Origin of the sequence: Cryptobacterium curtum DSM 15641 (assembly GCF_000023845.1) — a bacterium.
GTDB classification, from domain to species: Bacteria; Actinomycetota; Coriobacteriia; order Coriobacteriales; family Eggerthellaceae; genus Cryptobacterium; species Cryptobacterium curtum.
This window is the reverse complement of sequence record NC_013170.1, coordinates 610879-631285: the sequence shown is the minus strand read 5'-3', so window position 1 is coordinate 631285 and position 20407 is coordinate 610879. Positions and strand designations below refer to the sequence as shown.

The window sequence follows — 20407 nt, the reverse complement described above, 5'->3', positions numbered from 1 at the left end:
TTCCATTTTATCGCATTGCCAGCACTAAGCACGTTTGCGGCGACCGAAATCACTCCCCTTTCGCGCTGTCTTCTTCAAGCCAGCCAAGACATCTTCTTCGCTTTGTCCCTCAACTTGAGATTTCAAACGAACAATCTGATCGCGCAGTGAAGCAGCCCGATCGAAGTCAAGGTCAGCCGAAGCCTGGCGCATGTCTTCTTCCATTGCGGCCACCACGCGCATAACTTCGCCCCGCGATAGGCTTGCAAGCTCTTGGTTGATCTGCTCAGCTGAAACATCCCCTGCTTCCTGCTGGACATAATCCATGATGTCATTGATGTCTTTTTTGATTGTCTGGGGAGTAATCCCATGTTTTTCGTTATAGGCCATCTGAAGGGCACGTCGGCGTTGCGTTTCCGTGATAGCCAAGTCCATGGAATCAGTGCGCTTATCGGCATACATAATTACCTGACCATGGGCATTTCGCGCCGCACGACCAATGGTCTGAATGAGCGATCGATAATGGCGCAAGAAACCTTCTTTGTCGGCATCAAGAATGGCCACCAGCGACACCTCGGGTAAGTCAAGCCCTTCACGCAGTAGATTGATACCAACAAGAACATCGAATTTTCCTTGGCGCAGCTCGCGTAAGATATCCACACGTTCAAGCGTACCAATATCGGAATGCATATAGCGCGCCTTGATACTCTGATCAAGTAGATGATCAGTTAGATCTTCTGCCATTTTCTTCGTTAACGTAGTAATCAGCGTGCGTTCATGATTTTGCGCACGTGCACGGGCCTCGTCGATAATATCATCGATCTGACTTGCAGTTGGTCGCACGATAATCTCAGGATCAAGCAGGCCGGTTGGACGAATAATCTGTTCAACTGTTTTCTGGCTTACGCGATTCTCATAGTCACCAGGAGTAGCCGACACATAGATAAACTGACCGACGCGTTGCTCAAATTCGTCAAAACGCAAGGGACGGTTATCCAAACAGCTCGGCAGACGAAAACCGTGCTCAGCCAAGGTAACCTTACGGCTGCGGTCACCTTCGTGCATGCCGCGAACCTGCGGCACTGTTACGTGACTTTCGTCGACGATGCAAATGAAATCGCGCGGAAAGTAATCAAGTAACGTATACGGCGGCTCACCAGGAGAACGACCATCTAGATGACGCGAATAATTTTCGATGCCGCTGCAGAAACCCATTGTTTCCATCATCTCGAGATCGTACGAAACACGCATCTCAAGGCGTTGTGCTTCCAGCAGTTTGCCCTCTTCTTTGAACTGCGCCAGACGCTCACGCAATTCTTCGCGGATCGTCTTAATAGCATGATCCATCTTGGGTTTAGCGGTAACATAATGCGAGGCTGGCCAGATAGGAAGCGCTTCGTAGCTATTGAGCACTTCACCAGTTACGTTATCGATTTCCGTAATTGACTCAATCTCATCACCCCAAAATTCAAGACGAATCGGGTTGTCTGCATACGGAGGAAATACATCGAGTGCATCACCCCGCACCCGAAACGTACCGCGCGTCAATTCGTAATCGTTGCGGTCGTACTGAATGTCAATAAGTCCATGGATCATTTGATCACGGTCAATCGGCTTATCTTTGTCGGCAAACACCGCCATGCCCGCATAATCCATCGGACTGCCAATGCCATAGATGCAGCTGACTGATGCAACAACAATCACATCGCGGCGTGACAGTAAGGCACTTGTCGCAGCATGACGCAGCTTTTCCACCTCTTCATTAATGGAAGCGTCTTTTTCAATAAAGGTATCAGTGGATGGAACGTATGCTTCGGGCTGGTAATAGTCGTAGTACGAAACAAAATAAACAACTGCGTTATCGGGGAAAAACTCGCGCAACTCAGCAGCAACCTGAGCTGCGAGGGTTTTATTTGGTTCAAGCACGAGCGTTGGACGCTGGAGGCTTTCAATGGTCTTAGCCATCGTGAACGTCTTGCCACTGCCCGTCACACCAAGGAGTGTTTGATAGCGCAATCCATCCTGAACACCCTGCGCAAGTGCACGGATGGCAGCCGGCTGATCGCCCGAGGGCTCAAAAGGTGCCACCACTCGAAACGGCTGTCCCGCTAAACGTACGTCGGGAAGCTTTCCTTCCATTGTTGACCCATCAATATTTGAAAGATGCGGCATGTAACCACCTTTGCTTAAAGAAAAGCCGCTGCGATGCAATAGCGGCAACGGCTCTCAGTATAGGGGGGGTAACTATAAAAAATGATGCGGAAGAAAGCTGTGTTTAAGCGGTTATCTTTTTCCAGATAGCATCCACATGTGCCTGCAGGTCGGCCAGCGTTCCTTTATTGCTGATAACAAAATCAGCCCATAATGCTCGCTGCGCATCGCTTACCTGCCGCGCAATGCGGTTGCGTACGTCTTGTTCCGAATATCCCTTGCCAATTGCCCGCTCGATACGCAGACGCTTGGGTGCCGTGACTGATATCACCGCATCATCGGTGCGGAACAAGGGAGCAAACGTGCCATCTGGCCCATCGTAGGCCGATATCTCGACAAAGGCGATCGCGCAGCCATCCGCTTCGAGGTCATCAAGGCGCTTCTGTGCGATACGTAAAAGACGCGGCTGAGTGATAGCATTCAAACGAACCGTTGCCTGTGGTGTCGCAAATGCCTTCTGCGCCAGTGCCGCATGATCAATCTGCCCTTGTGCATCAAGGATGTCCTCGCCAAAGGTTTCAGTCAGCATTGAAATAACGGTTGGATTAAGTAAAACTTCGTGTCCGCAATCATCCAAATCGACACATGCAGCGCCATGTTCTTGCAGCATGCGAGATACCGTGGACTTACCAGAACCGATACCACCGATCAGAACGCACCTCTTCATGCGTGATCATCCTCCTGTTGCAAACCAAGAAAGCGGGACGCTGCTATCGTACCATCCATTGCAGCTATTATTGATACAAAAACAAGGCCGCCTGCATGCTGCGAGCGACCTTGTTTGTAATAGAAGTCTGCGCTTCTGAAGCATTATTTCAAGAAGCGTTATCTATCTCAACGCGATTTAATCTTCTTGCTCTTCTTCTTCGGCTTCCCGCGCGGCACGCTTGGCCTGACGAGCAGCTTTTTCTTCCAGAGCAGCCGGATCGGGCTCGGCAACAGCAATCTCAATACCAAGATCCTCAGCAGCAGCCTTCATAGACAGGCTAATGCGACGGCGCTCGGTATTGATCTCCATGACCTTGACCTTCACTTCATCGCCCGCATGCACAACTTGCGTGGGGGCTTCAATGTGCTTGTTAGCCATCTCAGAGATATGCACGAGGCCTTCAACGTTGGGGCCAAGTTCGACAAAGGCGCCAAATGGAACCGTCTTGGTAACCTTACCATCAATAATGCTTCCAACTGGATAGCTTTCTACCAGCTTAACCCACGGATCTTCAGTCGTCTGCTTGAGACCCAGCGAAATGCGCTCACGCTGCAAGTCGACGTCGAGAACCTGAACCTCTACTTCGTCACCAACTTTGACGACCTCGGAAGGATGGTTGACGTGGCTCCAAGAGAGTTCGGAAATGTGAACCAGACCATCGATGCCACCCAGATCCACGAAGGCACCGAAATCGACGATCGAGGACACAGTACCCTTCAGGCGCATGCCCTTGGTTAGACGTGAAAGAATTTCGGCGCGCTCGTTCTTGCGACCTTCTTCCAGAAGGACACGACGAGAAAGCACCACGTTGTTGCGGTTGCGATCCATTTCGATAACGCGTGCTTCAAGGGGAGTGCCCAGATACATATCAAGATCTTTTACGCGACGCAAGTCAACAAGGGAAGCGGGCAGAAAGCCGCGCAGGCCGATATCGAGAATCAGGCCACCCTTGACAACTTCGATAACCTCACCAGAAACGATTTCGCCAGCCTTGAACTTCTCTTCAACAGAAATCCAAGCACGCTCGTATTCAGCACGCTTCTTGGACAGAATCAGACGGCCGTCTTTATCTTCCTTCTGCAGCACCAGCGCTTCAATAGAATCGCCCAGATTCACAATGTCAGATGGATCGGCATCTTTGCGAATAGACAGCTCGCGAGCGGGAATAACACCCTCGCTTTTGAATCCGATGTCAACCAGCACTTCGTCGCGCTCAATCTTGACAACTGTGCCGTCGACGAGATCGCCCTCATCAAATTCGGTCAACGTACCATCGATCATCGCGTTCATCTGATCGTCGGGAACGTCCTCGTAATCGATCACGGACGGGTTCTTGATTTCGGTCAAAATGGACCCCTTTCAAAACAACGGGGACCCTTCGTCATGAATGCGTGCTGGTTAAACCATGTTCACGGCGCCCAAGGGCGTTTTCAAACATGTCTCGGGGGCCAACAATACCTGCCCATCTAGCCCTCCGCCAGACAGACCAAGCCATTGTAGCACAGACACCAGGTCGCCACGCGATTAATCCTTGAGCATCTTACGCCTCGCCACTGCTGCCCTACACGCTGCTAAAAAGCATCTCAGTCCAACCGATTTTGTGTTTAACCCGCTAAAGCGAGACTACCCAGAACGCCACAGCAATTGAGGGGACAAACGGGAATGTTGCATGGGACAACAAACGAGGATATACAGAGAACGGCTTGCGGTTCTTTGCAGCATGCAAGCGGCTATATAGCTGTCGCAAAATTGCACTGGCTAACGCAAGCAGACAGGCAACGCCGACAAGAGAAAGCGTGCTCCACCATCCACAGCAAAAAGTGATACAGGCAATCAGCTTGATATCTCCCCCGCCAATTGGTGCAGCACTAAGGGTGCTGTTATCAGAAGAGCGCCGAGTAAGTTCGCTCGGAGCCGCCGGCACTACGGGTGTGGTAGCCACTGCGGACGTTCTGGATGATATGGCACAGATAGATTCAACAGGACTACGCCGAGAGTCTATAGGTGCTCTAAGTAGCAATCGAGAGGACAATGTTTTGTCAGTCGAACGGTAGCCACGCGACTTGTAGCAGCAGAGTGCAGCAACAGCAAGTAACGCCACCATACCGAATGCGTTTAAAACGGCATGAAAAACCGCGGATGGGATAGCGCTTTGTGTACCAGCATACAGATGAGCACCTATCAGAAGGATTAGATGTAAGCCAGCGCCCCCATACGACAACGCATCAGGAATTAATCGACAGGTTCCATCTGACCAAGCAGCGGCCATCAAAATACCTGCCACCAGACTCCTATCACACGCATCAATAACTGAGGATGGGTGTGCGGCAGTAACAACGATGCACAGTGCCATGCAGAAAAGACAGAGCAAGAAAGGTTGCCATCGAGGCGGCTTCACCCCGACATGCATCAAGAAATGCCACACAAAGATGCTACTTGCCGCTGAGGAAACAGCCCCTACGACCCCAGCAACAAGCACGGCGATAACAGCTTCCGAGCTGATCTCAACTGAGAGAACAGCCTCAATAATTCCCGAGAAAAGCAGCGACATGATAGGCAGACTTGGTATGACAGATCCACCCACGTCTCACACCTGCTCATTTTGCCCGAGCTTGACAAAAAGAACCCCGTATAACTGGTAGCCAGGTTCACCCACATCCAACACCCACACTCACGAGCTATTACATTCATTTAGATGTTCGCGGTTCATTGGTGCTCCCCTTTAGTAAGTTCACACTCACGCGCGATTGCTTCATGTGAACTGCCAATCGAGATACCACCGGCAGCACCCCATACTGCCGCAACCTTCAAACGCATCCCAGCAGATACGTTTCAGAACAGGCAGTTTAGGCTGATCATACGGTTTAGTACGCGAGAATAAAAGGGCGCAAAAGGACGATGGCTTTTACGTAATCTACCAGGTAATAGAGATGACCTGGAGTGCCAGAAATTGGCATATTCAAAGCCATGTATGTGATTGTTTATGGCTATCTGCCTGCCAGCACAACGCCAACAGGCAGGCATAAGACGATGGAGACCGATCAAGCCATTCAGGGAACCAGAGGGATAACAGCTTCAGCATAGATAAGCGGTGCAATGCCTCTTGCGTCATTGGCAGACCCATGTGGGCGCGTGCAACCTCGTTTTTTATCCCTTTTGCAGTACCGACTACATCATGGGCAAGCCATAGCGGATAAGACAGTAAACCGTCGCCACCGCTACCGTAAGTATCATGACGGGGAAGCCAACCTTCGTGAAGTCCATGAAGGAAATGGGATACCCTTCCTTCGTCGAAATAGACGATAACACCACATTGGCGCTTGCTCCGATAAGCGTACCGTTGCCACCTAAGCACGCGCCAAGCGAAAGAGCCCACCACAGGGGAACGACATCCACACCGGTCATCCCAATGGCAGTGATGACAGGAATCATTGTGGCGACAAACGGAATGTTGTCGAGCACCGCGCTAATAATGGCGCTCGCCCAGAGAATCACGATCATCATGGCAAGCGGATTATCGTTTGTGATGTCCATAATCCATTCAGCCAGCATGGTAATAACACCGGTTTCAGATAGGGCACCAACAACCATAAAGAGGGCACAGAAGAAGCCAATGGTTGTCCACTCCACGTTGAACACAGACAATTCCAAATCGGCGCGACCAATAAGCATCATGATGCAGGCGGCAGACAGCGCAATGACACTGGATTCAAGACCAAGCTGTCCATGAACCATAAAGAAGACCACCACAAGGGCAATCATGACGAGGCTCTTTCGGAAAAGACTTAAGTCACGAATCTTCTCTTTAGGATTGAGTTTCATAATGGCAGCGCGATGCGTCTCGTCAACGCCCATGTTGCGCCCATACATAAAACGGAATGCCAGAATAACAACAGCAAGAATAACAACAACCGCCGGTGCATCATTGGCAACGAAATCGAAAAAAGTCAGGTTTGCTGCCGAGCCGATCATGATGTTAGGCGGATCGCCGATAAGCGTTGCTGTACCACCAATGTTACTCGCCATAATTTCAGTAAGGAAAAACGGTATCGGATTAATTTCAAGCATCCGACAGACAACAAGAGTCATAGGACCGACCAGCAACACGGTGGTCACGTTATCGAGCAGTGCTGAAAGCATGGCAGTTATCAGTATAAACGCCACCATAATACGCCATGGATCACCCTTGGCAATCTGCGCAGCTTTCAGTGCCGTATATTCAAACAGACCCGATTCTTTTATCACCGAGACAAAAAGCATCATGCCCAGTAAAACACCGATAGTGTTGAAATCGATATGGGAGATTCCCGTATCGAAACTAATAACACCCGTCACAACAAGAATGAGCGCGCCGGCAAGAGCTGCCAAACAACGGTGCACCTTTTCGGTGGCGACAAGCGTCATAACGCCGACAAATACGACGATGGCTATGATTTGCGGTTGAGTAAACATAATGCTATCCAGTCCAATCAATACTCAAACGTAAGACGATATCTTACGTGATACGCACAAGAAAAGGAACTTATTGGCAAGGAAATACTTCCCTCGCAAAGAATATACGAACTTATCTCACATACTGCCTCACAGGGCTCATGCAACGATCAGCTTTTATCGCGCAGCGCTTGTTCTATGCGACGTGCCATTCCTGCTGCATCAAGACCCAAACGCTTAAAGAGCGCCGGTATCTTCCCCTGCTCAACAAAACGATCGGGAATGCCTAAAAGAAGCGAGGGACAGGCAAGGTTTCGCTGCGCAAGAACACCGAGAACCCCTTCACCAGCACCCCCGGCAATAACACCCTCTTCTGCCGTCACAATAAGACGAGTGGTAGCAGCTTGAGCAATCGCTTCTTCATCAAGCGGCTTGCACCACCGCATATCAACGACCCGTGCTTCTATACCCGCTTTGGCAAGGAGATCGGCGGCACCAAGCGCTTCATTCACAAGACGCCCAAAGGCAAGAATCGCTACATCGTCGCCTACACGACGGACAAGTGACTGTCCCGGCTTCCACGTCTCGGGACCATTCGGATTGATAGCACCCTCGGCTTCGCCGCGTGGATACCGCAACGCAACAGGACCTGACGTATCGGCTAATGCCGTATGCAGAGCGCTCGCCAGTTCGACTTCATTAGAAGGAGCCATGATCTTCATATGAGGAATCATGCGCAGATAGGCAATATCAAAAACGCCGTTGTGCGTGGGACCGTCATCACCCACCAACCCCGCTCGATCAATAGCAAGAACCGTATGCTGATGTGGCAAGGCATTATCAATAATAACCTGGTCAATTGCACGTTGTAGAAACGTGGAATAGATTGCAACAACCGGTTTTTTACCGCCTGCAGCTAGTCCACTAGCTAAACCAAGCGCATGTTCTTCGGTAATTCCCGTATCGATGAAACGCTCTGGGTACGTCGCTGCAAAATCCGCCAAACCGGTACCCGACTTCATAGCTGCTGTAATAGCAACAATGTCAGGATCGACCTTTGCTTCAGCCATAAGCGCCGAAGCAAAAGCACTCGTATAGGTAGGGGCAGTAGCTGGCTTTTTCTTTGTGAGACCTGTCTTAATGTCGAAGGCGGAAATGCCGTGAAACTTTTCGGGGCTTGCCTCTGCAGGAGCGTACCCTGCTCCCTTGCGCGTAACCACATGCACGAGCACGGGAGCATCAGCTGCCAGCGCTACTGAAAACATCTCACGCAGAAGACCAACATCGTGACCATCAACCGGTGCGGTACAGGTAATGCCGAGCTGTTCAAAGACCATCGCATGAGGAATCACAAACTGCTTCATGGATTCCTTCATATTCCGACCTAAATCGAGTAACCCTTGCGTTAAGGGACCGCGGTCTTCCATCGCTTCTTGAAGCGCATCGCGCGTATGCCGGTACTGACTGCTCGCCCGCAGATTTCCCAAATGACGAACGAGCGCACCGATCGGTCGCGAAATAGACATTCCGTTGTCGTTGAGTACGATAACCATTGGTGTCTGTTCTTGACCAATATGATTGAGCGCTTCAAAAGCCATACCGCCAGAAAGTGCAGCGTCTCCAACGAGTGCAACGATCTTGTTTGATGTACCTGATAAATCGCGTGCCTTCGCAAGCCCCATAGCAATCGATAAGCTATCGGAAGCATGCCCAGAAGGGTGAACGTCATAGGGACTTTCATCCGGATTTGGAAACCCGGTAATACCATCAAGCTGCCGCAAGGTAGAAAAGCGAGAGCGACGACCGGTCAGAAGTTTGTGCGCATAGGCCTGATGACCCACATCGAAAACAATTTTATCGTCGGGGCAATCAAGCAACGAATGAAGAGCCACGATAGTTTCTACCGCACCAAGACTCGATGCAAGGTGCCCGCCATTCTGGGAAGTAACTTTGACCATTTCCGTGCGTAATTCATTGCACAGGGTGGTAAGATCAGACACACTCATACCTTTGAGGTCTTGAGGACTCTCGATACTGTCTAGTATGCGCTTATGATTCACTTATCATGCCTCCTTTCGTTGTCGCTGCACGTTTCATGCTTCTGCGGCATACATTCTTCTGCGGCACGTCACATCCGCAAAATAATCCAAGTACCTGTTATTCAGCAGGTGAACTGAAGTTAGAGGTAGTGCTAACAGGGTTATACGCAATACCAACAGGGTCAACAGGGTTAGGCTTAATGCCAGTAGGATTAGACGCGATGCCAGCCCCGTCACTTTCATGCAATGCGCTATCTTTATCTGGCGATTCTTGCACAATACCTTCTTCAAGTAGCGAAGATGCCTGCATGCCTAGGTCTATGGCTTCTTCAAAGAGATCAAGCGCCTCTTCCAGCGAAATGTCATCGTTGGAGACCGCATCAACAATCTCCGTCAGACGGTCGTTGACACCCTCAAAGGTAAGATCATCGGCTTGATCAGCGCCTGTGCCGTTCATGCTTTCTCTCCTGCCGTATCAGATTCATCAACAGCGTCAGACATGTCCGACAACTCAGGTAGTTCGGCGTCTTCATTATCCTGACGGGCAATACGCCCTAAAATGCCATTGACAAAGCGCGCCGAATCATCAGCACCGCCAAATTCCTTTGCAAGTTCAACCGCCTCGTTAATAGAAACCGAAAGCGGTACATCGTCGCAATGGGTCATCTCAAATACCGCCAGCCGCATAATGGCACGATCAACAAGCGGCATACGACCAACCGACCAGTTTTCGGAAGCGGCTGCGATTTTGTTATCAATTGCAACTCGATGAGCGCAGACACCTTCAACAAGCGAGACTGCATACGCAGGCAGCGCACCCCCATCGGGTACCGCATCGGGTCGAAGCACTATCTCAGAAGCAAGGGTATCAGTAATCTCGCCCTCATAGAGGACCTGCACTGCCATGCGTCGCGCAAGGGTACGCTCATGCCGTTTCGCCACGTTGGTCCCCTACTCGAAGCGAATACCGTCAATATAGACGTCTACCGAGGAAACATGCGCTCCCACCTGGGTAAGAACAGCATTGGCAACCGCAGTGCGCACTGCTTGGGCAACCTCGGGCAGCACCTGGCCAAACACAACCTCGATGCGCACAGAAACAGCAATGCCATCATCCTCGTCGGTTGAAACCTCAATACCGCGGGTGACCGGTTTTGCTTTGCGCGACGAGAACAATCCACCAGCCGCAGACGCCCCACCTACGCGAGCAACGCCTTCTACTTCTTGCACTGCAATTGAGATAATGGTTTCAAGCACCCCGTCTGCAAGTGCCATTCCTTCTACGTTTAGATCGGACATAACCTATTCTCCCATCTCCGTTTCGATGAAATCAGTACAAGCATTGCCTGCCTTAAACGTTTCAATATCAAGCACGCGCTGATGAAACGGAATCGTTGTCTTGATGCCAGGACCCTCAATAACGAATTCCGAAAGAGCGCGCCTGCCTCGTGCAATGGCTTCATCGCGATCGGACCCCCACACGATGAGCTTTGCAATCAACGAATCGTAATAGGGGCTGATGTGGCTACCTTGCTCAAGATAACTCTCGATACGCACACCAGGCCCACCCGGCACCACAAGTCGCTCAATTGTACCAGGACACGGTCGAAATTCCTGGTCAGGATCTTCTGCATTGATACGAAACTCAATCGCGTGGCCATTCGGTACAAAGCGCTCACGAGAAGCTGAAAGCATCTTTTCACCTGCGGCAATGCGAAGCTGCTCCTTAATGATATCAACACCAGTAATCATTTCGGTTACTGGATGCTCCACCTGCACACGCGTGTTCATTTCCATGAAGTAAAACTTGTTATCAGAATCAAGAAGAAACTCGATTGTGCCCGCCGAACGGTAACCCACCGCTTCAACAGCACGACGAGCTGCCTCGCACATAGCGGTGCGGGTGACTTCATCCAGCGCGGGGCTGGGCGCTTCTTCCAGAAGTTTTTGATGACGACGCTGGATAGAACAGTCGCGTTCACAGAGGGCCGCAAAGTTGCCAAAAGCATCGGCCAGCACCTGTATTTCCACATGACGTGGACGCAACACAAGCTTTTCAAGATACACATCATCATTGCCAAAAGCAGCCTGCGCCTCAGTCTTCGCAGCAGTAAACTGTGCCTCAAGATCGGCAGGGTCATGCACTTCACGCATACCTTTGCCGCCACCACCAGCACTTGCTTTAATAAGCACCGGCCAACCCACCGATTCAGCGAACGCACGCGCTTCTTCGACCGACTCGATAGTGCCATCCGATCCGGGAACCGTTGGCACGCCACATGCTTTCATCGTGTCACGTGCCCGACTCTTATCGCCCATACGCTCGATGCACTCAGGAGCTGGCCCGATCCACACCAGATCGTTGTCGGCGCAAGCGCGTGCAAACTCTGCATTCTCGGACAAAAATCCATAGCCAGGATGAATCGCCTGCGCGCCGGTGGTCTTTGCCGCAGCAATAACATTCGACATGACCAGATAACTCTTGCCTGCCGGCGCAGGACCAATACAAACCGCCTCGTCGGCATAGCGCACGGGCAGCGTATCGGCATCGGCGGTGGAATAGACAGCAACCGTTTTGATGCCCATCTCGCGACAGGCGCGCATAACGCGCAGTGCTACTTCCCCGCGATTGGCGATGAGTACCTTATCAAACATTAGGCACTCTCCGGACCGGTTGCTTCCGCCGTGTTATGCGGCTCAAGATAAAACAGGACGGTGCCAAACTCGACCGGTTGAGCATCCTCGATGCAAACCTCTCGAATGGTACCCATTTCATCGGCACCAATTTCGTTCATCAACTTCATAGCCTCGATGATAGCCAGTGTTTGACCAGCGGTTACTTCATCTCCCACCGATACAAATGCGGGTTCACCTGGCGCCGGAGCGGCATAGAAGGTGCCCACCATCGGTGCACATACTGGCTTCCAAGAAGCAGGACGCGTATTTGCAGCATCGGCAACAGGCGCCGCAGGTGCTGCCGCGGGAACAGAGGCACTAGCCGCAACAGGCGCTGCTCCATTTGCCGCCGGTACTGCAGCCGGAGCTACCGACATCATGCCTGGCATACGTACGGCAATACGCGCACCCTCTTCTTCGACAACGATCTCACCAACGCCGCTTTCCTCGGCGACACGAACAAGCTCGCGAATTTGGTTGATATCCACGTAATCGTCCTCCTTGGTTCCGCTCGACTCCCCCTCCATAAGGAAATCGACCTTTTCAGATGTGCGGTGTTTACTTAAATAGGTACGTGCTTCGTTCGGGAATAAGGCGTACATCAGCACGTCTTCTTCGGTCTTCGCCAAATCCCCGATTTCGTCTGCCACGCTTTCGTAGGTGGTGGTCACAAGACTGCTTGGCGCGACATCAGGTGGCAGAATTGCCGAATCGCCAACGACCTTTTTCACGATTTCGGCATCCATAGGTCCCGGTGCCTTGCCATAATAGCCACAGATGTAGTCTTTCATTTCCTTGGAGACTACTCCCCAGCGTTTGCCGGTAATCACATTGAACACTGCTTGCGTACCCACAATTTGACTCATCGGCGTTACGAGAGGTGGATACCCCACTTCGGCGCGCACCTTAGGAATCTCGCGCATAACATCGTCGATACGATCGGCGGCATTTTGAACTTCCAGTTGAGCCATAAGATTGCTCATCATGCCACCGGGAACCTGGTGACTATACACTTTCATGTGGGTCAGGCTCGACACACCGCGTTTATGATGAGTCCGTCGACGAACTTCTTCCCAATATTCAGCAATTTCAAACAGAAGATCGAGGTCATAACCCGTTGAAAAGGCACTTTCTTGCAGAGCCGCTACGATCATTTCCACCGCTGGCTGGCTGTTACCAAACGCCAGCGGAGCACTTGCTGTATCGGCAATAGCAGCTCCTGCTTCGGCTGCCTTAAGGATGTTAGCTGGCGCCATGCCACCAACGTAATGGCAGTGCACATGCACCGGCAAGCCGATTTCATCGTTCAGTGCACGCACCATACGTTCAGTACGATAGGGCGTGAGCATGCCCGCCATATCTTTAATGGCAATGGAATCAGCGCCCAATTCCTTGAGCTGCTGTGCATATTCAAGATAGCTGTCAAGCGTATGAACAGGGCTGATAGTGTAACTTATTGCCCCTTCAAACCAGCCGCCCGCTTCTTTTACCGCCTCAGCTGAATCGGTAACGTTGCGAATATCATTCAATGCGTCGAACACACGGAAGACATCAACACCATTGCGCTGAGCTGCCTTCAAAAAGCGATTGACGATATCGCGCGAATAATGCTTGTATCCCACTAAATTCTGCCCGCGTGTAAGCATCGCAAGTCGCGTGTTGGGTGTTTTAGCTTTAATCTGGCGCAAGCGTTCCCACGGGTTTTCATCGAGGAAGCGCAGGCAGGTATCAAATGTAGCCCCACCCCAGGCCTCAATGGCCCAATAGCCAACTTTGTCCATCGCGGGCAAGATCGGCAACATGTCACCAACGGGCATGCGCGTCGCCCACAGACTTTGCTGGCCATCACGGATGGTGGTATCCATAAGTTGCAATTTTGGCATACTCATCCTTCGTGCCTATCCGAATATCCGAACACCATATTATAGAGAAAGCAGCCGCCAGCCCGCCGTGGGAGCGGCAATCTCATCGACAGGTACACAACTCTGCCGACGCTTGGTCACGCCGCCCAACCCCGCAAGGCGCCCATCGACCGCTGAAGCGCACGGGCTTTACGGAAAACGCTTGCCTTCGACCTGCGGTGAATTGAAAATAGGTCGGTATACACGCAAACTGGCAGGAGGAATTATGGTAAGACGAATTTGGAATCAATGGAATGAATGGAGCCTCATCGGCCGCATTGTTTGCGGATTGATTATCGGCACCATTTTGGCAATTTTAATGCCAGGCTCCGAAGCTATCGTACTCTTGGGGACTCTGTTTGTTTCAGCCTTAAAGGCCGTTGCGCCAATCCTCGTGTTCTTCCTTATTTTGGCGGCACTGGCAAACGCCAGCAAAGTAGGGAACATGAAACGAGTGGTTATCCTCTATGTCATCAGCACGTTTATTGCTGGCATCATTTCCGTATTTGCTTGCTACTTGTTCCCACTGCATCTTACCCTTGTTGAAGCAGCCGAAAAATCGGCCCCTTCAGGCATTGCTGAAGTTATCTCAAACCTGCTCGTAAGCGTTGTAGCTAATCCGGTCGATGCTCTTTCGAAAGCGAACTTCTTGGGTATTCTTACCTGGGCTATCCTTGTTGGTATTGCTCTACGCACCGCAAGCGAAGGCACCAAGCAAGTCTTTGATAGCATTGCAGAAGCTATTCAAAAAGTCGTCCGCTGGGTTATCGCGTTTGCTCCCTTCGGTGTGCTGGGTCTGGTGTACAACGCAGTATCAACAAGTGGACTTGGTATCTTCACGGAATACGGCGCGCTTATCCTCGTGCTTGTTGGCTGCATGCTGGTGATTGCCTTTATCACCAACCCGCTTATGATATGGGTCAATATCAAGAAGAATCCCTATCCACTGGTGCTGCGCTGTCTGCGTGATTCAGCGATTACTGCCTTCTTTACTCGTTCTTCAGCTGCAAATATTCCCATCAACCTTGAACTTTGCCGCAAGCTGGGTCTCAACGAAGACAACTATTCGGTATCTATTCCGCTTGGTGCGACAATCAATATGGCTGGTGCCTGCGTCACCATTACGGTGATGGCTATGGCGGCCGCACAGACTATGGGTGTACAAGTTGACTTTATTACCGCTGTTATCCTGTGCGTGCTTGCTGCTGTATCTGCAGCGGGTGCTTCAGGTGTTGCAGGCGGCAGCCTGTTGCTGATTCCAGTCGCCTGCTCGCTGTTGGGATTGCCTAATGACATTGCCATGCAGGTTGTCGGCATTGGCTTTATCATCGGCGTTATTCAAGACTCCTGCGAGACCGCACTCAATTCTTCATCCGACGCGCTCTTCACCGCTACAGCTGAGTACGCAGAATGGACAAAAAAAGGTATCGATTATACCCCGGGTGCCGATCGTGAGACCGCCCCTGTCGCCTAAGCTCAGTTGAAGTTACCTAAACCCAAAATTCTCTTGAGTAAATGAAAGAGCTAGAGGTAAAGAGGTAGGAATACATAGATACCTAGAGGGACTGCGGTACCAAACGCCTCGACCATATGCTCAACTACCTTTGGTTTACGAGCAAAAAACGGGCTCCCATACAGGATGGGATTCATCACCAAGCGGCGCAGATATCTGCGCCGCTTTCATGTGGCGCAACCCACTCGTTGCAATTGGCGCACCCTTTTCCCTAAAAAACAATGCCTCGATTCCATCGTGAGCCTCTACGAACTCGTAAGCACGGCGCAAACCCATAATGAGCAGTGCCGTCGAGTATCCATCACCATCAAGCGCATCACGGGCAATAACGCTAACAGCTACGAGATCGCTTTGTGCTGGATAGCCAGTACGCGGATCAACAATATGATGAAAGCGCTTCCCTGCTTCTTCAAAGAAACGCTCATACACGTCACTCGTAATGACAGCAGCATCACACACGAGCACAAAAGCAGCGTTACCTGCAACGATACGCGGATCGGCAACAGGCACTTCCCAGGGTTTTCCATCCGGACGAGCTCCAAGTACCGCAATATCACCGCCAAGATCTATTGCCGCCGAACGGATACCGGCTGCACGAAGCGCATCACGCAATTTATCGGCAATGTAACCCTTTGCAATGCCACCAAGCACCACTCGCGCAGCAGCGTCATCAATACAGACCACCTGACCATTCACATGCACTTGGCGAAAATCGGTATGCGAGTGTGCACGGCGAATATCATCAGAAGTCGGCATTTGAGCCCGATGAAAATTCCAAAGATGCGCCAACTCACCCGCCGTAATATCGAACAGCCCTTCGGTTGCCGCGCAATAATCCAGTGCAAGCCGTAAAAGATCGGCAAGCTGAGGATCAACCGACACGGGCATGCCAAGCGCCCCATTCAGACGGCTTAATTCGGAAGTTGACCGTGTATGACTAAAGATCTCTTCAAAACGTTGGCATTCTGCCACACATGAGTCAAGCGCTTCTTCAACGCCCGAAAATGCTGCAACGGTCAGGGAACACGGAACGTCGAACGCAAAAAATAAGCTTTCGCTGTATGTAACCGAAGGCTCCAGCGAAGCAGTATCCATCCTTGACTTCCAACGGGCACATCCGAATACGCGTGTTTCGCTCAACATCAGCCCTGATGGAAGCGGCATGCATGCTCAACTTATTTACGACACCATTTACGTTAACGGCACCCCTGCCGCCGCTGGAACATACCAGGTAAGGCTACCGTAACCGACGGAGCACGAAGCGCAACCTCCAATTCCGTCGACCTTCGCATCTATGAGAACAACAAGAATCTCTCCGAGCGCTTGGCTGATTTACCAGCGGGAACCGAAAGCTGGGATATGGAGCCGTATGAAATTGCAAACACGGGCAATGCGGTTATTCCCACGACGCTTAAGCACATCTGGGGTTCGCACGAATCCGGTGTGTATGGCCAAATTGGCAGCGGCAAGAAAGATTACGCAAGCGAAACGCTGACGATACCGGCTGGCGCCGATGTCACCATCAGCAACATGAAGATCAACTCAAGCGTGAAAGTGATCGTTGAAAAGGGCGCCAAACTGACGCTTGACGATTCGGTCGCTTTTGGTCCCATTGAGGTGAATGGCGGCACGCTATCGACCGGCGCTCGTTCGACCACGACTGACACTATCACCCTCAATGAAGGCAGCACGCTTGAGAATGCAAACCTCAATTCTCATGCCCACTATCTGACCGACGGAAGCTACACCGCTCCTGAGTCAACCACTCCGGTTGTCGTTAATGGCAACGTCACGATTAAGGGTAATGTCACCATTACGGGCGACGAGGGTACGGCTGGAACCGCTGGACAAGCCGGTATGGTTATCAAGAGTGGCACCGTTACCATTTCTGAAGGCTCGACGCTTACTATTTCAGGTGGCGACACCGTTGAGGTTTACCCAAGTGCTGGTGGATCGGGCATCGTGATGTCTGAAGGTTCTCAGATTAAGGGTGCAGGAACACTTATCACAACAGGTGGCAAGTCCTACCAGAATAAAGCCGGACATGGCATTGACGGTGTGGGCATTGTTGATGTCGGCACTCTCAAAGCCACCGGCGGCGCATCTGCCCCTGAAGATTATCCGACTGTTACCGGCCGCCATGGACAAGCGGGCGATGGCGTGGTGCCGACGGTAAAGGTACGGGCAACGAATCTGTCGTCTCAGGGTGGTACCGGCGAGCATCCGGGGTCTGACAAAGTAACTCCGTATGACCCCTCCGAACCCGATCCACAGCCACAAACTGGTTGGCAGCAAGTTGATGGCACCTGGTATTACTACAACACCGATGGATCAATGGTCACCGGATGGCTGCAACTCGATAACACCTGGTATTACCTCCAAAACTGGGGTGGTATGGCCCTCGGCTGGCAGGATGTCGATGACACCTGGTACCACTTTGATGCATCGGGTGCGATGCAAACTGGCTGGCTGCAGCTTGATGGCAGCTGGTACTACCTCAAGGATTGGGGCGGCATGTCCCTTGACTGGGAAGAGATCGATGGTACGTGGTATTACCTCGGTTCATCCGGAGCTATGGTTACCGGCACGCAGATCATCGACGGAACAGTTTATCGCTTTGCTTCTTCCGGCGCGCTCGTAAGCTAATTAACGGATAGGTCGCAAAGACAGGGAATTGTTGAAAGGTAAACCACGTCCAGAAAGGGATTCTGATGTACGTCAGAATCCCTTTTTATCAAGGTAAAGGAAAGAAGCAACGGAAGAGGTAAAGGAGAGTTAAAGAACAAAAGTGTGTCCAATAAAGGAATGTTGATACAGCTCATTACCTCTTTTCCCGAAGGCCCAAGCCAAAGAAAGTAAGCTGCAAAGAAACAATCCATACCCTCGAGGTCCGAGACCCAAGCAGATTAACAAAAAAGAGCCGCACGAAGCGACTCTTTTCAATCGATTGGTATGAGCAATTAAACGCGTTTAATGAAACGGCCATCACGCGTATCGATCTGCAGGACATCACCCACGTTGACATACATAGGAACCTGCACGACCGCACCGGTTTCCAAGGTTGCTGGCTTCGTGCCACCCTGAACGGTATCACCCTTAAAGCCTGGATCAGTTTCAGCAACCGCTAACTCAACAAACATCTTTGGTGTCAAGCTAATTAGTTCATCGCCAGCATACTGCAGTGTCACTTCATCATTTTCTTTCAGCCATTGCGCTGTCGCCCCCACAACATCGGCGGGAATACCCATCTGCTCATAGCTTGTGGGATCCATGAAGTAATAATCAGCGCCATCGGTGTAAAGATACTGCATGCTGCGTTCTTCAAGACGCACGCTATCAAACTTGGTACCGCTATTAAACGTGTACTCAACCACGCGTCCACTGCGAACATCACGCAACTTTGTGCGCACGAATGCACCGCCTTTACCAGGCTTTACATGCTGAAACTCCGCGATTGTCCACAGCTTACCGTTGTACTCAATACAAATGCCGTTCTTAAAATCGGCAGTAGAAATTGCCATGTTTCCTCCTTGCCCTGCGTGCAATCCGATAGATTATCTTTCCTCGCTCAATCACATGAGACAACCAGCTCTATCAAACTAGCAGGCAGCGGCGTCGTTACGTACGCACTCTGAGCCCAAGCTCAACCGCTAAATTATAACCATTTCATGGGTTGATCGAGTGAAAACCTCGAAACCGTCTTCGGTAATGATGCCAAAATCTTCGAGACGCATGCCAAAATCGCCCTCAAGATAGATACCGGGCTCGACAGTTACCACATTGCCCGTTTCAAGGACTGCGGTATTGCGTGGAGAAAGAACTGGCTCTTCATGGATGTCGATACCCACACCATGACCCAGGCCATGACCCATCTTGCCACCATATCCTCCAGCAGCAAGCACAGCTTCTGCAAGCGCGTGCGCTTCTGCCCCTGTCACACCGGGCTTGAGCATTGCTTCTACCTGTTCGTTAGCCTCTCGTAGTGTGCGATACGCCTGTACAAGATGCGCATCGGGCTCGCCCATAAACACCGTACGCGTCATGTCGGAACAGTACCCACATGCCCGCGCGCCAAAATCCATCACGACACACTGCCCCGCCTCAAGCTTATCCTCGCCTGGCGTGGCATGAGGATTTGCCCCGTTGGCACCACTGGCAACAATGGATGAAAACGCAAGATCCTGCGCGCCGTGGCGCCGCATAAAATCTTCCAATTCAAGCTGCACAGCGCGCTCAGTCATGCCCGGCTTTATAAAGGACACGATATGTGTGAACGCTACATCAGTGATAGCTTGTGCCGCGCGCAAGCGCACTACTTCACCAGCATCTTTTACTGCACGCAGGCGTTTGATAACATCATGTGTCTCAACAATCTGCAGATCAGGCAGTTCACCTGCAAAAGCAGTAACCAGCACTCGATATTCCGCCAGGGTGATGCCATCATCAATACCAAAGGCAACATGTTCTTCTGTTGTCGGCTGTATATCAGCGTGACTCAGATAATCCGCTGCCCACCATGCATGAGAAACTCGTCGATCATCCACCGTTACGGGCGAGGATTGTGCCGCCGCACGACAGGCAGACGCATAGCGAGAATCGGTATGTAGGCAGTAATCTGACGCAGACACGAGCAACGCATGCGCTTGCTCGTCGTCGAACACTCCCTCAAAAGCGGTCAGCCAGGTAATATCCGACGTATCGCGCGCAAGGAACGCCGTGAGCTTTTCTGCCTGCATCGTGGCAACAAGTCGATTAAAGCGTTTTTCGCTTACAGTGGCATTCTTGCTCATAGCAACACCCCTATTCATAGCGGTATCTATATTCGCAGTAGTATTTTCACTTACAGCAACATCCGCACTTACAGCAGCGTTCACCTTCGCAGTAGATTGCGCAGCCGCAGATGAATTCACAACAGCACTTTTATCGGTATCGGCCGACTGAACAGAAG

The 20407-nt window shown here is 51.3% G+C and carries 16 protein-coding genes; 2 read left to right on the top strand and 14 right to left on the bottom strand.

Annotated elements, in window-relative coordinates:
- Window positions 1-24: 24 nt before the first annotated feature.
- The 11 genes from uvrB to accB form a co-directional block, all read right to left on the bottom strand.
- Window positions 25-2151, bottom strand: a complete 2127-nt coding sequence (uvrB, locus tag CCUR_RS02640) for an excinuclease ABC subunit UvrB (protein WP_012802941.1) — start codon at window positions 2149-2151, stop codon at window positions 25-27.
- A 103-nt stretch (window positions 2152-2254) separates the two neighbouring features.
- Entirely contained in the window at window positions 2255-2857 is a 603-nt protein-coding gene (gene coaE, locus CCUR_RS02635; protein WP_012802940.1) for a dephospho-CoA kinase, read from the bottom strand.
- A gap of 177 nt (window positions 2858-3034) precedes the next feature.
- Entirely contained in the window at window positions 3035-4246 is a 1212-nt protein-coding gene (rpsA, locus tag CCUR_RS02630) for a 30S ribosomal protein S1 (RefSeq protein WP_012802939.1), read from the bottom strand.
- A 265-nt stretch (window positions 4247-4511) separates the two neighbouring features.
- Entirely contained in the window at window positions 4512-5483 is a 972-nt protein-coding gene (locus tag CCUR_RS02625; protein ID WP_012802938.1) for an A24 family peptidase, read from the bottom strand.
- A 584-nt stretch (window positions 5484-6067) separates the two neighbouring features.
- Window positions 6068-7351 (bottom strand): ArsB/NhaD family transporter, encoded by a 1284-nt coding sequence (locus tag CCUR_RS02620; RefSeq protein WP_012802937.1) that lies wholly within the window; start codon window positions 7349-7351, stop codon window positions 6068-6070.
- Between the two features lie 149 nt (window positions 7352-7500).
- Complete coding sequence (dxs, locus tag CCUR_RS02615) at window positions 7501-9390, bottom strand: 1-deoxy-D-xylulose-5-phosphate synthase (RefSeq protein WP_012802936.1); 1890 nt, start codon at window positions 9388-9390, stop codon at window positions 7501-7503.
- A gap of 97 nt (window positions 9391-9487) precedes the next feature.
- Complete coding sequence (locus CCUR_RS07220) at window positions 9488-9826, bottom strand: exodeoxyribonuclease VII small subunit (protein WP_012802935.1); 339 nt, start codon at window positions 9824-9826, stop codon at window positions 9488-9490.
- A complete protein-coding gene (nusB, locus tag CCUR_RS02605) occupies window positions 9823-10311 on the bottom strand; it encodes a transcription antitermination factor NusB (protein WP_012802934.1) in 489 nt (162 codons plus the stop codon). Before nusB ends, CCUR_RS07220 begins: the two co-directional genes overlap by 4 nt.
- Before the next feature lie 9 nt (window positions 10312-10320).
- A complete protein-coding gene (locus CCUR_RS02600) occupies window positions 10321-10668 on the bottom strand; it encodes an Asp23/Gls24 family envelope stress response protein (RefSeq protein ID WP_012802933.1) in 348 nt (115 codons plus the stop codon).
- A gap of 3 nt (window positions 10669-10671) precedes the next feature.
- Window positions 10672-12024 carry an acetyl-CoA carboxylase biotin carboxylase subunit gene (accC, locus tag CCUR_RS02595; RefSeq protein WP_012802932.1) on the bottom strand — a complete coding sequence of 451 codons (1353 nt, stop codon included), beginning with the start codon at window positions 12022-12024 and terminating at the stop codon, window positions 10672-10674.
- Window positions 12024-13928 carry an acetyl-CoA carboxylase biotin carboxyl carrier protein gene (gene accB, locus CCUR_RS02590; protein ID WP_012802931.1) on the bottom strand — a complete coding sequence of 635 codons (1905 nt, stop codon included), beginning with the start codon at window positions 13926-13928 and terminating at the stop codon, window positions 12024-12026. Before accB ends, accC begins: the two co-directional genes overlap by 1 nt.
- A gap of 244 nt (window positions 13929-14172) precedes the next feature.
- Between accB and sstT the strand changes: the two genes are divergently transcribed.
- Complete coding sequence (gene sstT, locus CCUR_RS02585) at window positions 14173-15420, top strand: serine/threonine transporter SstT (protein ID WP_012802930.1); 1248 nt, start codon at window positions 14173-14175, stop codon at window positions 15418-15420.
- Window positions 15421-15555: 135 nt separating this feature from the next.
- Here sstT and CCUR_RS02580 read toward each other — a convergent pair whose 3' ends face one another.
- Window positions 15556-16554 carry an FAD:protein FMN transferase gene (locus CCUR_RS02580; RefSeq protein ID WP_012802929.1) on the bottom strand — a complete coding sequence of 333 codons (999 nt, stop codon included), beginning with the start codon at window positions 16552-16554 and terminating at the stop codon, window positions 15556-15558.
- Between the two features lie 264 nt (window positions 16555-16818).
- On the opposite strand from CCUR_RS02580, the gene CCUR_RS02575 reads away from it, so the two are divergent.
- Window positions 16819-18105: an N-acetylmuramoyl-L-alanine amidase family protein gene (locus CCUR_RS02575; protein WP_041225200.1), complete on the top strand. Its 1287-nt coding sequence runs from the start codon at window positions 16819-16821 to the stop codon at window positions 18103-18105.
- A gap of 314 nt (window positions 18106-18419) precedes the next feature.
- Here the strand turns inward: CCUR_RS02575 and efp are convergent, their stop codons facing one another.
- Together efp and CCUR_RS02565 are read right to left on the bottom strand one after the other, a co-directional pair.
- Window positions 18420-18980, bottom strand: a complete 561-nt coding sequence (gene efp, locus CCUR_RS02570) for an elongation factor P (protein ID WP_012802927.1) — start codon at window positions 18978-18980, stop codon at window positions 18420-18422.
- A 129-nt stretch (window positions 18981-19109) separates the two neighbouring features.
- Window positions 19110-20249, bottom strand: a complete 1140-nt coding sequence (locus CCUR_RS02565; protein WP_012802926.1) for a M24 family metallopeptidase — start codon at window positions 20247-20249, stop codon at window positions 19110-19112.
- Window positions 20250-20407 lie beyond the last annotated feature (158 nt).